Below are 15,032 nucleotides of genomic sequence, written 5' to 3' on the forward strand. Positions count from 1 at the left end.
GAAGCTGGTGCCATACACCACGTTGGCTTCATCGCGGCTGAAGCCGCTCCTACAGGTCCTGTGCCCTCAGGTAGTGGGCAGCGCCCGCGCCACGCCCGGCTTGCGCAGCACCGCCAGGCGCGAACCGTGGTAGCGGGTTTCGCGGAACAGCTTCCAGCGACCGAACAGGCCATACACATGCATCACCCGGCCCTGCTCGTGGTAGCCCATGCGCAGGTGCAGTTTCATTGCTGGCACGTTGTGGGTCTCCACCACGTCAACCACCTTGTGGCAGCCCTTTTCGCGCATGGTGTTCCACAGCTCGACCTGGGCCGTCACCGACAGCTCGCTGCCAAAGTACGGCCGGGTCATCTCGCCGCCGAACTCGAAGAACTCGCCGGGTTTCACCGGGAAGGTGCAACCGTAGTAATGCTTGTCGTGGTAATCCACCACGCTGGCCCAGATGAATGCTACGGCATCGCCCTGCTCATCCAGGTACATGTGCCCGGTATGGCCCTCGGCGGCCAGCTCGCGCATGGTCTCGACACGGTCGCCGAAATGCCGGGCGAAGGCATCGGCATTGGCCGTGGTGATCGGCACCAGGGTGACCGGCGCATGCGCCTTGAGGCTGTACGGCGGCACAGGGCTGATCAGGTCGCGCTCCATCCACAGCAGTTCCCAATGGAAAAACACGTAGCGCTCGAAAAAAGTCTTGAAGGTGCGCTTGAGGCCCTTCCGGCGGATGCGTTCTTGTAGTTTTTGCAGTACGCCCATTGCTCCCTCCTCGGCGCCAGCGAAATTGCCAGGCCAATAGCTGGGGTATAGATCAGGCGGAGGGTGGCCATGGCAAAGGGCCAGCGAGGGATTTGTTTCAGAATATTAACAAGTCGTCGGCGGGAACCGCGCAACCGCCATCAACGGCTGCGCGGTCAAGGACTTGCTTACAGCTCGATGCAGTCGAACCGTACGTCGGTGGCTACGTCTTCGTCGTAGTTGATGTCAGCGCGCTCGAAACCGAACAGGTTGAGGAACTGTTTCTTGTAACCGGCGTAGTCGGTCAGCTCGAACAGGTTCTCGGTGGTCACCTTCGGCCACATGGCACGGCAGGCGTCCTGCACATCATCACGCAGCTCCCAGTCGTCCAGACGCAGACGGCCTTCGTCGTCCAGTGCAGCCGGCGCACCGTCCGCACGGTACATGCGGTCACGGAACATGCGGTCCAGCTGGTGCTGGGTACCTTCGTGGATACCCTTCTCCTGCATGATCTTGAAGACCATCGACAGGTACAGCGGCATCACCGGGATCGCCGAGCTGGCCTGGGTAACCACCGACTTCAGCACCGCAACGTTGGCACTGCCATCGACTTTTTTGCCCAGGCGCTGGGCGGTTTCGTCCAGGTCCTGCTTGGCCTTGCCCAGCGCGCCGTCCCAGTAGATCGGCCAGGTGATGTCGGAGCCGATGTAGCTGAAGGCCACGGTGCGGGCCTGCGGTGCCAGCACGCCAGCGGCGTTCAGGGCGTCAATCCACAGCTCCCAGTCCTGGCCGCCCATCACGGTGACGGTATCGGCGATTTCCTGCTCGGTAGCCGGCTCGATGCTGGCCTCGATGATGGTGTCCTTGTTGGTGTCGATGGCGGTCGACTTGTACGGCTGGCCGATCGGCTTCAGGGCCGAGCGGATCACTTCACCGGTCTGCGGCAGCTTGCGCACCGGCGAGGCCAGGGAGTAGATGACCAGATCGACCTGGCCGCCCATTTCGTTCTTGATCAGCTCGATGACCTTGGCACGGGCTTCGTCGGAGAAGGCATCACCGTTGATCGACTTGCTGTACAGGCCTTCGGCCTTGGCGAACTTGTCGAAGGCGGCGGCGTTGTACCAACCAGCGGTGCCGGCCTTGGTCTCGGTGCCCGGCTTTTCGAAGAACACGCCGAGGGTGTCGGCCTTGAAGCCGAACGCCGCAGTGATGCGCGCGGCCAGGCCGTAGCCGCTGGAGGCACCGATCACCAGGACTTTCTTCGGACCATCCTCGCGCACGCCCAGCTTGCGGGTGGCTTCGATCTGGTCACGGACGTTGAGCTCGCAGCCCTTGGGGTGAGTCGTGGTGCAGATGAAACCGCGAACCTTGGGATGAATGATGGCCAATGTCTGTACCTCGTCAGGTTTAGGCTGGGGCAGCGCCCGGATTCGGGGTGCTGCCGTTTGATCTAGAGGGTGAGACTACCCTCGCAAGTCATCCGACACATATTACGGGGTGATCGGAGCAATGAAAAATCGCAGCGGCTCTGACAAACGCTAAGCCTGCACCAGCGCCGCCTTCAACCACCCCAGGAACTGCCTCGCCAACGGATCCTCCTGGCTTTCCCAATGCACCAGGCAGCTCCACACCGGCCCGCGCACGCGCTGTACCGACAAGGGCCGCAGACGCCCCTCGTCCACCAGCCGCCGCGCCAGCAACTGGCTGACCAGGGCAATCCCCAGCCCCTCACCCGCCGCATCCAGCAACAAGCCAGGGTCGGAGAAGTTCAGCCCCTTGCCTTGCTGCCCCACGTCCTCACCGCCCTCCAATTGCCAATGGCTCCAGTCCATCTCCCGCTCGCCATGCAGGGTGGTCCGCCCCTGCTCGGGCAGGTCCGGGTGGCATGCCGGGTACAGTTGATCCGGGTGCAGCACGGTGAAGCTGCATTCGGCCTGAGCGCCGATATCGTCGCGGATCGCCAGGTCGATGGTCTCACTGGCCATGTCCGGCACCTCGAAGCTGGTGAACAGCCACAGGTCCACTTCCGGGCAGCGCTGGTGGAAGTCCGCAAGGCGCGGCAACAGCCAGTGGCGGGCGAACGCCGGGGTGGTGTTGACCACCAGTTGGTTGGGCTTGCGGTACTGCTCCAGGCGGCGAATGCCCACCGCCAGTTGCTGCAACAAGGCCTGAGTGGTGCTGAGCAGATCGTGCCCGGCGTCGGTCAGGCTGACGCTACGGCCACTGCGGTGGAACAACGGCTGTTCCAGGTAGCCTTCCAAGCTGCGGATCTGCTGGCTGATTGCCGACTGGGTGAGGTTCAGGGCCTCGGCGGCCTTGTGGAAGCTGCCTAGGCGGGCGGCGGCTTCGAAGCCGCGCAGGGTGTTTAACGGGGGCCAATGCTTGAGCATGCTGATAAGCCTGACTAATCAAAAATACGCTAAATCTATCGTTTGTCGCCCCGGATTCCCAGCCATAACATGGACGACAACACCCGCGACGGCGGGCTTCGTTGATAAAAATCCCTAATAGATCGGAGTTCACTATGAACCTGTCCCTCGACAGCGGCTGGCGCATGCCCGCCGAATGGGCCCGCCACGCCGCCACCTGGATGATCTGGCCGCACAATCAACCGCTGTGGGAGTCGGGCTGGGGCGTGACCCTGGCCGACGTGCAGCGCGACTACGCCCGGGTGGCCGCCGCCATCGCCCGCTTCGAGCCGGTGAAAATGGTGGTCGATCCGTCGGCCATGAGCATCGCCCGCGAACTGTGCGGCGCCGGTATCGAACTGATCGAGCTGGCCATGGACGACAGCTGGTGCCGCGACAGCGGCCCGACCTTCCTGATCCACCCGCAACAGGGCGTGGCGGGCTTGAGCTGGCGCTTCAACGCCTGGGGCGGCAAATCCGAGCACGGCAAGGACCGCAGCCTGGCCCGGCGCATCCTCGACCACCTCGGCCTGGAAGGCCTGAGCACCCCGCTGTGCAACGAAGGCGGCGCCATTCATGTTGACGGCGAAGGCACCCTGATCACCACCGAATCGGTGCTGCTCAACCCCAATCGCAACCCGGGCCTGAGCAAGACGGATTTCGAGGATTGCTTCGCCCGCCTGTTGGGCATCCGCAAGACCATCTGGCTGCCGGGCGACCCACAGTATGTGACCGGCGACATGACTGACGGCCATGTCGATGGCGTGTGCGCCTTCGCCCGCCCCGGCGTGCTGCTGGTCGACGCCACCCACGACCAGGGCTCGGTGTATGCCGAAGTGGCCCGCGAGAACCGCCGTGCGCTGGAACTGGCCACGGACGCCCAGGGCCGTTCGTTTGAACTGCTCGACCTGTTCGAGGCCACGGCGGCCGTGGACAGCGAAGCCGAAGTGTTCTGCGCCTCGTACACCAACTTCTACCTGGTCAACGGCGCGGTGATCATGCCAGCCTATGGCATCGACGCCGACCAGGCGGCCGCGCAGCAACTGGCCCAGGCCTTCCCCGGTCGCGAAGTGGTACCGGTGCGCATCGACCATCTCGCCCACGGCGGTGGCGGAATCCATTGCATCACCCAGCAGCAGCCGGCCTGGCAGGGAGCGCGCTCATGAGCACGCTGCGCATCGCCACCACGCAAATGGCCTGCAGCTGGGACCTGCCGGCCAACCTCGAGCGCGCCGAGCAACTGGTGCGCCAGGCCGCTGCCCAGGGTGCCCAGGTGATCCTGTTGCAGGAGCTGTTCGCCACCCCGTACTTCTGCATCGAGCAGTGCCACAGCCACCAGGCCCTGGCCCAGGACTACCACGACAGCCCGCTGCTCAAGCGCTTCGCCGCGCTGGCCAAGGAACTGGGCGTGGTCCTGCCACTTAGCTGGTACGAACGGGCCGGCAACGCCTTCTTCAACTCGCTGACCGTGGCCGATGCCGACGGCCGCCTGCTGGGCGTGTATCGCAAGACCCACATCCCCAACGCCATCGGCTACCAGGAAAAGGAATACTTCAGCCCCGGCGACACCGGTTTCAAGGTCTGGGACACCGCCTTCGGTCGCCTGGGCATCGGCATCTGCTGGGACCAGTGGTTCCCCGAGACCGCCCGTTGCCTGGCGCTGATGGGCGCCGAAGTGCTGCTGTTCCCCACCGCCATCGGCTCGGAGCCTGGCGCCGCCGAACTGGATTCACGCGACCATTGGCAGATGGCCATGCGTGGCCATGCCGCCGCCAACCTGCTGCCAGTGGTGGCCGCCAACCGCGTCGGTCATGAAGTGGCGCGCAGCGACGACAGCCTGCGCATGCGCTTCTACGGCTCGTCGTTCATCTGCGACCACAAAGGCGCCCTGCTCGCCGAAGCCGATCGCGACAGCAGCGGCGTCTGGCTGCACGACCTGGACCTGGCGCGCATGCGCGAAGACCGCCTGAGCTGGGGCATCTACCGCGACCGCCGCCCCGCCATGTATGCGCCGCTGCTGACCCTTGACGGCCGAACCCCACAGACTGCGAGGGCCTGAACCATGCCAAGCCGTCCATCGAAACTGCTCGCCATCGCCGCGCTGGTGGCCTGCGCCGGTATTGCCCAGGCCGAGCAGGACGCCCTGCGCCTGTACAACTGGGCCGACTACTTTGCCGAGGACACCCTCAAGCGTTTTACCGCCGAAACCGGCATCCCGGTGATCTACGACGTCATGGACGGCAGCGAGGTGCTCGAGGCCAAGCTGATGTCCGGGCGCAGCGGCTACGACCTGGTATTTCCCGGCGACACCGTGGCCGAACGGCTGATGCGCGCCGGCAGCCTGCGGACACTGGATCGCAAGCAGCTGACCGCGCTCGACGATATCGAACCCGGCCTGCGCCAGTTGCACGACCGCTACCCCAAGGCCAGCCAGGCCACCGTGCCCTACACCTGGGGCACCATCGGCCTGACCATGGACGCGAAGAAGATCCGCGAGCGCCTGCCCGACGCCCCGCTCGACAGCCTCGACCTGCTGTTCAAGCCGGAGCTGGCGGCCAAGTTCGCCGACTGCGGCATCTCGATGATCGACTCGCCCGACGAAGTGCTGGCCGTGGTGCTTCACTACCTGGGCCGCGAGCCGCGCAGCGCCAAACGTGAAGACCTGGCCGCCGCCAGCGAGCTGCTCAAGGGCATCCGCCCGTACGTGCGCAAGCTGCAGTCGCAACCGGTGACCGAACTGGTCAATGGCAACACCTGCCTGTCGCTGGGCTACAGCGGCGACGTGATCCAGGCCCAGCGCACCGCCGAAGCCGCGGGCAAGGCCATCGACTTCCAGTACCGCGTGCCTCGCGAAGGCACCACGGTGTGGATGGACACCATGGCCATCCCCGCCGATGCCAAGCACCCGGAGTACGCCTATCGTTTCATCAACTTCGTCATGCGCCCGGAGAATATGGCCGCGATCAGCAACTTCACCGGCTACCCCACCGCCAGTGCCAAAGCCCGGTCGCTGGTGGACGCGCGCCTGCGTGACAACCCGGACATCTACCTCAGCGATGCCACCTTCACCCGCTTGATCCCGGGCAAGGACATCCCCCAGGCCGACATGCGTGCGCGCATGCGTGTCTGGACCCGTTTCAAGACCGCACAGGACTGACCCCATGCCCACCCGCCGCACTTTCCTCCAACACATGAGCGTCGTCGCCGGCCTCGGTGCCGCCGCCAGCTTCGGCCTGCCCTTCGGCAGCGGCAGCGCCCGCGCCAGCGAAGCAGGCCGCTGGTTCATGCCCGACGAGGGTGAGCCGCATCAGCGCGGCTACATCGCCTTCGGCGCCCAGGACGCCATCTGGGAAGACTTCACCGAAGACGTCCAGGCCGCCCTCGGGCGCATCGCCCGCGCCATCGCTGCCTACCAGCCGGTGACAGTGTTCTGCCGCGCCAGTGAACGCGACATTGCCGAGGAGGAATGCGGCAGCCACAACATTACCTATGTCGAGACCGAGCTGGACGACATCTGGATGCGCGATATCGGCGCCAACTTCGTGGTTGATGACGATGGCGCCCTGGGCGCCGTGGACTTCAATTTCAATGGCTGGGGCGGCAAGCAGCAACACCGCCATGACGCCAAGCTCGCAGCCCGCGTCGCCAAGCTGACTGGCGCCCGATACCAGCAGAGCGAGTTGGTGGGCGAAGGCGGCGGTATCGAAGTGGACGGCCATGGCACCGGGATCATGACCGAGAGCAGCTGGATCAACGGTAATCGCAACCCCGGCTGGAGCAAAGCTCAGGTCGAGGCGGAGCTGAAGGAGCGGTTGGGGCTGCGCAAGATCATCTGGCTGCCGGGCATCAAGGGCAAGGACATCACTGATGCCCACGTGGACTTCTATGCCCGCTTTGCCGCGCCCGGCGTGGTGGTGGCAAACCTGGACAACGATCCGGACTCCTACGACCACGAGGTGACACTCAAGCACCTCGAGATCCTGCGCAACGCCACCGATGCCGACGGGCGCAAGCTAAAGGTGCATACGCTGTCGCCGCCCTTGAAACCAAGGCGCAGCAAGTTCAACGAGGACAATCCTGATTTCGCGGCGGGGTATATCAATTACTTCGTGATCAACGGTGCGGTGATCGCCCCGCAGTTCGGGGACCGCAGTGCCGATGAGCAGGCGCGGGCGTTGCTGGTGAAGCTGTACCCAGGGCGCAAGGTGGTGCAATTGGACATCGACGCCATTGCGGCGGGAGGGGGCGGGATTCACTGCGTGACCAACCAGTGCCCGGCGCTTTAGCGCAATTGCCGGGGCTGGCGCGCCGCCCCGGCATCGTCAAGCTGGCGCTTATGGATACTGCTGCACGGTACCTTGCTGGTCATACTGCTGGCCCGGGATCGGCTTCAGGTTGACCTCGACCCGACGGTTCTGCGCACGGCCATTGGCGTCGGCGTTGCTGGCGATCGGCTGGTCCGGGCCCATGCCACGCACGCTGACCCGCGACGGGTCCACCCCCTGCGAGGTCAGGTAGGTGCTGACCGACTGGGCGCGGCGCTGCGACAGATCCATGTTGTGCTGGCGGCTGCCGGTGCTGTCGGTGAAACCGACCACTTCAATGGTGTTCTGGTTGAACTGCTTGAACGAGTTGGCCAGGTTGTTCAGCGGCGAGTAGAAGCTTGGGGCAATGTTCGCCGAATCGGTGGCGAAGGTAATGTTGCCCGGCATGATCAGTTTGATCTGATCACCCTGGCGCTGTACCTCGACGCCGGTATTGGCCATCTGTGCCCGCAGCTCGGCTTCCTGCTTGTCGGCGTAGTAGCCGTAACCGGCAGCGGCGGCACCGACCGCGGCGGCGCCGATCAATGCGCCCTTGCCACGGTTGTTGTGGTCGATGGCGGCACCGGCGATGGCGCCGGCCAGCGCGCCCAGGCCACCATACTTGGCGGTCTTGCTCATCCCTGTGGAGCCCTGCGCCTGGCCCTGGCTGTCATACGGGTTGGGGCTGGCACAACCAGACATCAGTGCGGCGGCGGTAGCGACGATAATCAGACGACGCATGGTGAACATGGACAAGCTCCTACTGAAATTCAAAAGTGCAGCGGATCGACTACGGATCTATGCCAGCCTTGGATTGCAGCGCAGCGGAAAAATTCCATGAAACCTCAGGCGCGCACGAAGGGGTTCTCGCGCATCTCGTCGCCGAGGCGGGTGTCCGGGCCATGGCCGGTCACCACGATGGCGTCCTCATCCAGGCGGTACAGCCGTTCCTTGATGGAACGAACGATAGCCCGCTGATCGCCTCCCCACAAATCGGTGCGCCCGACACCACGGCGGAACAAGGTATCGCCGGCGATCAGCAACTTGTGCTCGGCGAACCAGAAACTCATCGAACCCGGCGTGTGCCCGGGGGTGTGCAACGCCACGCCGCAGCCGCAGGCCAGCGCCTCGTCGTCGCTCAGCCAGCGGTCCGGCGACGGTACCGGCGTATAGGGCACGCCGAACATCTGGCACTGCATTTCCAGGTTTTCCCACAGCGGCTGGTCGGCCTTGTGCAGGTGCAGCGTGGCGCCGGTCAACTCCTTGAGCCTGCCCGAGGCGAGGAAATGGTCGAAGTGCGCGTGAGTGTGGATGATGCTCACCAGGGTCAGGCCATGATGCTGCAGGCGGGCGAGGATCTTCTGCTCGTCCCCGCCCGGGTCGACGACGATGGCGTGCTTGCTGACCGGGTCACCGATCAAGGTGCAGTTGCACTGCAAGGGGCCAACGGGGAAGGTTTCGCGGATGAGGGTTACCACAGGATTTGCCATGAAAACGATCTATTACTCGAATAGTGTTTGAACGCGCGCCAACGCATCCAGGATTACCGCCTCAGGCACAGACTCGATGCGCTTGGCTTGCCTTGCCTCCAGATCAACGACCCGGATCTGATTGCAGAGCAATACGCCTTGCGTCTGGGTACCGGCGCCGCTAAGCGTAACCGCGAATCCCGCATGTCGGGCAAAATCCCCGCCCTGCGATATCGGCGCGATCACTGCAAGCCCGGAAATGTTGAACGTGCTCGGGGTAAGGACCAGTGCTGGTCGTGCCGCACCCTGCTGCTCTCGACCAACGGTAGGGTCCAGGTTGACCCTGACGATGTCTCCCCTCGCGAACTTGGCGCGCCTCACACTTCACGCCCGGTCGGACGTATCATGTTCCAGGCAGCCATGTCCTCCGGCTCCGGAGCATTCAGATCGCACTGCGCCATCAACTCTTCAAGCGTGTACTTGGGCTTCGATCTGACAGGCTTGAGCACCATGCTCTCGCCAGCCGTATCCAGACTCAGGGTTGACCCCACTTCAAGACGCATCTGCTTGAGGACGGTGGAGGGAATTCGAATAGCGGCGCTGTTTCCCCACTGCTGAATCTTGATCTGCATAAGTATCTCCCACGGTAGATACATAGTAGAAACCCTCCCGGCGATAGCAAGTGAAATGTAGAAACCAAGTATCTACATTGCCACTCGTCCAGCGCAGAAAAAAGACCACCTGCAGCGAGAAGGAAATGCCTCACTTTATCTTGGGAAACGAGCCCATGCAGGCAACAATTTCTACCGTCTTCAGGGCAGATACAACCGGAACAACCCGCCCCCCAGCGTCCCGCCATTGGCGATCTCGATCCGCCCGCGCACGCCATTGCGCTCGTGCAACGCGGCAATCCGCGCCGCGAAATACAGCCCCAATCCAGTACTGCCACTCTGCGAATCGATGCCCTGCACGTAGTCATGCTGGCGTTCGAGCATGCGCTGTGGATAACCGGCGCCGTCGTCGTTGACGCTGATCACCAGCTGCTCGCCCTCTTCCTCGATGCTGATCAACAAGGCGTGGCCGGCATAGCGGATAGCGTTGGTAAGGACGTTGGCCACCACCGAGGCGACCAGTTCACGGTCGAAGAAGCCCAATGGGCTTTCGGTCTCGATGCGCCAGGTGGCGAGGATGTCGCGGTGCTTGATCACGTCCTCCTGCGCCGCCAGCTGGGCCTCGATGAAGTCGTCCAGCTCGTGGTAGTCCGGGCAGATGGGCAACTGGTTGACGCCCAGCTTGTACAGCCCCAGCAACTGCACCAGCATGCCGTTCAGGTGGCTGAGCTCGTGCTCCACCACGCCCTGCTCGGTACCCCCGCGCAGCTCTTCGGGCAGGCGCGCCAGCCATTGGCTGTGGGCGTGGGTCAGCGCCGAGAGGGAGTTCTTCAGGTCGTGCACGGTGGAGGCGATCACCGTGGAAAAATCCAGCCCCTGGTTGTCCTGGTTCATGCGCCAAAGACCCGGATGTGCAGTTTGCGGTAACGGTCATAGCGGCTGTCGCTGGCGGGAATCCCGGCCACGCTGGTGAGGCAGTCGCGGCACTCCTGCATCAACCCCGGCGGTGGCGTCTCGCCGCCGATGCGCAGCAGCGCCTGGGCGGTGTTCAGGGCGATACTGATGTTCTTCGGCTGCAGCGACAGCGCCTTGCGGAACATGCCCAGCGCCTCGTTGAGCTGGCCACCCTGGTAGCTGCGCACGCCCTGGCGGTTGAGGTCCACGGCTTCGGTCACCGCCCCCAGCACCAGCGGGTCGTCGGTGAGTTTGGCGACGCTCTGCATGACCTTGGGATCGTCCCCGTAGGTTTCCACGCAGCCCTTGAGGATAGAGGTGCCCGCCGCGTCCTGACCGAGTTGCTGCAACTGCTTGGCCACTGTCAGCGCCGCCTCGACGGAGAAGAACTGATCCATTTTTTCCAGGCGCAGCATCGCCTGCTCGGTGAGCTTGGCGGCGGTATCCGGGTCACCGGCCTGCTGCAGGCTGGCGGCCTTCATCAAGCGGGCGCGCACCTGCAGACCCTGGTCCTCGACGTTCTCCTTGGCCACCTCGCTGAGCACGGTGTTGATTTCCACCCGGGTACGCGCATCGAGACCGTTGCCGGTGTTCTTGCTCATCAGCGCCTGGACTAGGCCGAGATTGCTTTCGGCGTCCTTGTAGCGCGAGCTCTGCCCCTGGTTGACCGCATGCCGATAGGCCTTGGACGCGCTTTCGAAGTCGGCGTTGTCCAGCGCCAGCTTGCCCAGCGCAGCCTGGCGGCGCACGGCGAGCGGCGACAGGCGCACAGCCTCTTCGAGCATGTGCTGGGCGCGCTTGGTTTCGCCCTGGGCCACCAGCACATCGGCCATGCCATCGTACAGGTTGGGCATGATCGGGAAGGCCTTGAGGGCCTGCTCGTAGACGCCCTGGGCCTGGGCGTTCTGGCCACGCTTGTGCAACAGGCTGCCGAGCGCCGCGTAGGCCCAGGGCTGTGGGCGGCTGGCCAGGATGTTCTTGAGGAATTTCTCCAGTTCGTCGAAACGATTGAGGTCGCGCAGGGCATCGGCGCGATAGCGCAGGCACAACGGGGCGAACCGCGGGTCTTTCTTGCACAGCTCGGCGCAGGCGGCGAGCACCTCGGCCGGGCGGCTGCGATCCAGGGCCTGGAGAATAGGCTTGAGCAAGGTCTTGCGCTGGGTCAGCTTCTCCAGACGCTGGGCCAGGCCCACGCGATTGAAGGGCTTGGTCAGGTAGGCGTCGGGCTCGTGCTCGATGGCGCTGAGCACGATGGACTGGCTACTTTCAGCGGTGACCATGATGAACACGCATTCATGGCTGATGAGCTTGTCGAGAATCAGGTCCTCGAGCACCTGCTGGCCATTCTTCTTGCCATCACCCAGGTGGAAATCCTGAAGGATGAAGTCGTAGCGTTTCTGCCCGCACATGCGCAGCGCCTGTTCGCCACTGTCGGCGGTGTCCACGTCGCGTACGCCCAGCTCGCGAAGCATCGAGCGGGTCGAGGTACGGAAGTCGGTAAAGTCGTCGACGATCAGAAAGCTTTTTTGCCCGTACTGCAGCATCAACACGACCTGTATTGGAAGAAGTGGGAAGTGGCGCGGCGATGCGTATCGCCGAAAAGTGTATCGGCAGCGGATCGAGAAAGATGAGCCCGGAACGGCGATAGCCTTGTGCCGCTATGTTAACGGCCGCCCCTGCTGTAGACCACTAGACGAGCAACCCGAGGGACTTGGCCCTGGCCACCGCCTGGGTACGCCGCTCCACGCCCAGCTTGCTGTTGATATGACTGGCGTGGGTCTTGACCGTATGCAGGGAAATGAACAGCCGCTCGCTGATCTGCTGGTTCGAGCAGCCCTGGGCGATAAGCTCCAGGACGGCGAACTCGCGGCCGCTCAGGGCCTCGGTGGCACAGGTCCCGGCGACGAGGGTTTCCGGCAGGTGCGTCAGCAGATCACGCTGCACGGGGCAGGCGGCACGGCCGGCCAACTGCTCACGCAGCCATTGCGGCTGCTCCTCGATCAAGCGCTGGAATGCCTGCAAGGCACCTCCTTGCGCAGCCTCCAGTGCCTGTGCAAGCAGCTTGGCCGCCTCGGGCTCGCGCCCCTGGGCGAACAGCAGCGCGATCAACTGGCATTGCGCGCTGACCACCAGCGTCATGCCTGCGCTGGCCTGCCCGCGCTCTATCAGCCTGCGCAGCCTCGCTTCAGCCTCGTCGACACGGGCCAGCACCCGCTCCAGCAACGCTTGCTGCAACTCGATGTGCAGCGGCAACAAGGGGTGGAACTCCGGCGCCGCGGCAGGCTGCTCGCCTCCGTAGGTCTGCCCCAGGCGCAACAGCCAGGACTCGGCCAAGTCCGTACGGCCCTGGGCAAGCCAGAGCTCGCACTTCACCAGTGTAATCATGGCCAGGTAGAAGATCGGAGGCACATCCCAGATATGCATCAACCGCTCGGCCTCGGCCAGCTCGGAAAATGCCTCGGCGAACCGCCCTTCGCGCCCATCGAGCGAAGCAATCACGCAATGTCCGATCAGGACACTGATGTCGCGACAACTCCGTGCCTCGCTGAGCCCGGCGCGCAAACGCGCACGGCCTGGCGCGCAGTGCAGGCGGGCAGCCAACAGGTACCCCTCGTACAAGGTGAGGCGGGCGCGCACTGCGTACAGGCGCTGGCCCGACAGGCCCTGCAACCGTTGCAACCCCTCGCGCACTTCATCCAGTGCCCGCAGTACTTCGCCTCTAGCGTGCAGCACCCGCGCCCGGTCGTAATGGGCCAAAGCCTCGAACAGCGGATTGCCGACCCGTTGCGCCAGCTCGAGCGCCTCTCGGTTCCAGCCGCGCGCCCGCCAGAAATCGCCATCGGCAATGGCCAGGTTCGACAAGGTCGACAGGCAGACCAGCCGCTGCCCATAACGTTTGCTCGGCAGGCTCTGCAGCGCCTCGCCACAATAGGCGAGGGTTCGCTCGCGATCACCACGGCCGCGAGCGATGACCCCGCTCAAGGCCAGCCACTGGGCCAGCATCGACTTCTGCGCCGTGGCCGAAGGCGCGGGCAGGAAACGGCTCAGGTAGGCCGCCAGTTCCTCGGCGGCGTCCAACTGGCAGGCAAGCCCCAGGGCCCAGCTGTACAGGACTATCAGCCTGGGCGTGCTGATCAGCAGGCTGTCGGGCAAATCCATTTTCCAGCGCAGCAGCATGCCGACATTCTGTTCGGCGAGCAGTTGCTCCTCAGACAGGCTTTGTACCAGGTCCGCCGCCACATCCAGGTGACCGGCCCGCAGGGCCTGCTCCACCGCCTCGTCCAGCAGGCCCTGTCCTTCGAACCAGCGGCAGGCGCGCAAGTGCAACCCCGCCTGGGGGCCACTGGCCTGCCGGCTGCGCAACAGGTCGGAAAACAGATGGTGATAGCGGAACCACAGCCCATGCTCATCCAGCGGTACCAGGAACACCTGGTGGGCCTGCAGGTAGCGCAGGATCTCGGCACTGTCGTGCCGCTCGCGCAGGGCATCGCACAGCTCAGCACAGAAACGCTCCTGGCAGGCGGTGTCGTAGAGAAACGCCTGCACGGGCGCCGGCAGGATTTCAATCACTTCCTCGAGCAGGTAATCGCGAATCAAACCCTCGCCGCCATGCAGTGCCTGGGGCAAGGCGTTGTCATCGCCGGATTCGCTGGCCGCCAGCTGCCAGAAGCGCAGCCCGGCCACCCAGCCGTCGCTGCGCTGGATCAAGTTGTCCAGGGCCTGGCCGCGCAGACCGGTGGGCTGGCGGCCAATGACCGCCAGCGCTTCATCGGCAGTCAGGCGCAAGTCCTGCTCATTGAGCTCGACCAGCTGGCGCGACAGGCGCAGGCGGGCCAGGTGCCAGTCGGGCCGCTGACGGCTGGTGACCAGCAGGACCAGCCCGGCAGGCAGGTGATTGAGGAAGAACTGCAGGCATCGATCGAGCACCGGACCCTGAGCCAGATGGTAGTCATCCAGCACCAGCAACAGGGGGGTGTCCGGCTGCAGGTAGAGCGCGAGCTCATCGAGCAGCCCATCGAGCCACTCCTCGAAGGCGAACGGCTGGTGACGCTGGCGCATCTTCAACAGACCCATGGCCTGCCCGCCGAGCGCCGGGCAGAACTGCTGCAGCCCTTCGAGCAGGCGCTCGAGAAAGCGGCCCGGGTCGGCATCGCGCTGGCTCAACCCTAGCCAGAGGCTGCGCCAATGGCTGTGCAGTTCCTGACAGAACTCGATGGCGAGGGAACTCTTGCCGAACCCCGCAGGCGCGTTCACCAACAGCAGGCGCCCCGACAGGCCCGTTTGCAGGCGCTGGCACAGGCGTGCCCGAGGCACGTGCGCCTCCGGCAGCGGTGGCCGGAAGAAACGCCCGTCCAACAGGCCCAGGGCCTGGCTGGCGACTCCATGCGTACGGGACAAGTCTGTCATGGCCGGCTCGTTCTGATTGGAATATGGCGGCAGTACGGTTTGTTGCGAGACTAGCGGCAAACGTTGCTTATTTGAAGATGATGCGCGCGCTTTGCGCGATAAAGACTACGACAAAAAGAAACAACACTGATAGACAGCAGTAAATCT

The 15,032-nt window shown here is 64.3% G+C and carries 14 protein-coding genes; 4 read left to right on the forward strand and 10 right to left on the reverse strand.

The annotated features are described in order from the left end of the window. Positions 1-66: 66 nt before the first annotated feature. The 3 genes from ACVWY1_RS14590 to ACVWY1_RS14600 all read right to left on the reverse strand — a co-directional run bounded on the left by ACVWY1_RS14590 (position 67) and on the right by ACVWY1_RS14600 (position 3,122). Positions 67-753, reverse strand: coding sequence for an N-acetyltransferase family protein (locus ACVWY1_RS14590; RefSeq protein WP_457378437.1), 687 nt, complete (start codon positions 751-753; stop codon positions 67-69). Positions 754-920: 167 nt separating this feature from the next. Beyond that, positions 921-2,120 (reverse strand): enoyl-ACP reductase FabV, encoded by a 1,200-nt coding sequence (gene fabV, locus ACVWY1_RS14595; protein WP_457378438.1) that lies wholly within the window; start codon positions 2,118-2,120, stop codon positions 921-923. Between the two features lie 150 nt (positions 2,121-2,270). Continuing rightward, on the reverse strand, positions 2,271-3,122 hold the full coding sequence (locus ACVWY1_RS14600) for a LysR substrate-binding domain-containing protein (protein WP_258599336.1): 852 nt from the start codon (positions 3,120-3,122) through the stop codon (positions 2,271-2,273). Positions 3,123-3,256: 134 nt separating this feature from the next. Between ACVWY1_RS14600 and ACVWY1_RS14605 the strand changes: the two genes are divergently transcribed. The 4 genes from ACVWY1_RS14605 to ACVWY1_RS14620 are packed head-to-tail and all read left to right on the forward strand — an operon-like array spanning position 3,257 to position 7,426. Continuing rightward, positions 3,257-4,306, forward strand: coding sequence for an agmatine deiminase family protein (locus tag ACVWY1_RS14605; RefSeq protein ID WP_457378439.1), 1,050 nt, complete (start codon positions 3,257-3,259; stop codon positions 4,304-4,306). Continuing rightward, the gene (gene aguB / locus ACVWY1_RS14610) at positions 4,303-5,199 is read left to right on the forward strand and encodes an N-carbamoylputrescine amidase (protein ID WP_457378440.1); all 897 of its coding nucleotides are present in this window, start codon (positions 4,303-4,305) and stop codon (positions 5,197-5,199) included. Before ACVWY1_RS14605 ends, aguB begins: the two co-directional genes overlap by 4 nt. A 3-nt stretch (positions 5,200-5,202) precedes the next feature. Continuing rightward, positions 5,203-6,297: an extracellular solute-binding protein gene (locus ACVWY1_RS14615; RefSeq protein WP_457378441.1), complete on the forward strand. Its 1,095-nt coding sequence runs from the start codon at positions 5,203-5,205 to the stop codon at positions 6,295-6,297. A 4-nt stretch (positions 6,298-6,301) separates the two neighbouring features. Continuing rightward, positions 6,302-7,426, forward strand: a complete 1,125-nt coding sequence (locus tag ACVWY1_RS14620) for an agmatine deiminase family protein (protein WP_457378442.1) — start codon at positions 6,302-6,304, stop codon at positions 7,424-7,426. A 48-nt stretch (positions 7,427-7,474) separates the two neighbouring features. Here ACVWY1_RS14620 and ACVWY1_RS14625 read toward each other — a convergent pair whose 3' ends face one another. From ACVWY1_RS14625 to ACVWY1_RS14655, 7 genes are all read right to left on the reverse strand, one after another. Beyond that, positions 7,475-8,194: an OmpA family protein gene (locus ACVWY1_RS14625; RefSeq protein ID WP_102682547.1), complete on the reverse strand. Its 720-nt coding sequence runs from the start codon at positions 8,192-8,194 to the stop codon at positions 7,475-7,477. 95 nt (positions 8,195-8,289) lie between these two features. After that, positions 8,290-8,934, reverse strand: coding sequence for an MBL fold metallo-hydrolase (locus tag ACVWY1_RS14630; RefSeq protein ID WP_457378443.1), 645 nt, complete (start codon positions 8,932-8,934; stop codon positions 8,290-8,292). A 12-nt stretch (positions 8,935-8,946) separates the two neighbouring features. Further along, positions 8,947-9,294, reverse strand: a complete 348-nt coding sequence (locus tag ACVWY1_RS14635) for a type II toxin-antitoxin system ChpB family toxin (protein ID WP_023631283.1) — start codon at positions 9,292-9,294, stop codon at positions 8,947-8,949. Continuing rightward, a complete protein-coding gene (locus ACVWY1_RS14640) occupies positions 9,291-9,569 on the reverse strand; it encodes an AbrB/MazE/SpoVT family DNA-binding domain-containing protein (RefSeq protein ID WP_457378444.1) in 279 nt (92 codons plus the stop codon). Before ACVWY1_RS14640 ends, ACVWY1_RS14635 begins: the two co-directional genes overlap by 4 nt. Positions 9,570-9,725: 156 nt before the next feature. Beyond that, a complete protein-coding gene (locus ACVWY1_RS14645; protein WP_023631285.1) occupies positions 9,726-10,418 on the reverse strand; it encodes a sensor histidine kinase in 693 nt (230 codons plus the stop codon). Then, positions 10,415-12,022 carry a tetratricopeptide repeat-containing response regulator gene (locus ACVWY1_RS14650; RefSeq protein WP_139668632.1) on the reverse strand — a complete coding sequence of 536 codons (1,608 nt, stop codon included), beginning with the start codon at positions 12,020-12,022 and terminating at the stop codon, positions 10,415-10,417. The genes ACVWY1_RS14645 and ACVWY1_RS14650 overlap by 4 nt, the downstream gene beginning before the upstream one ends. Before the next feature lie 145 nt (positions 12,023-12,167). Further along, on the reverse strand, positions 12,168-14,885 hold the full coding sequence (locus ACVWY1_RS14655; RefSeq protein ID WP_277502921.1) for a LuxR C-terminal-related transcriptional regulator: 2,718 nt from the start codon (positions 14,883-14,885) through the stop codon (positions 12,168-12,170). Between the last annotated feature and the right edge of the window lie 147 nt (positions 14,886-15,032).

The sequence above is a fragment of the Pseudomonas sp. TE6288 genome (assembly GCF_054062095.1).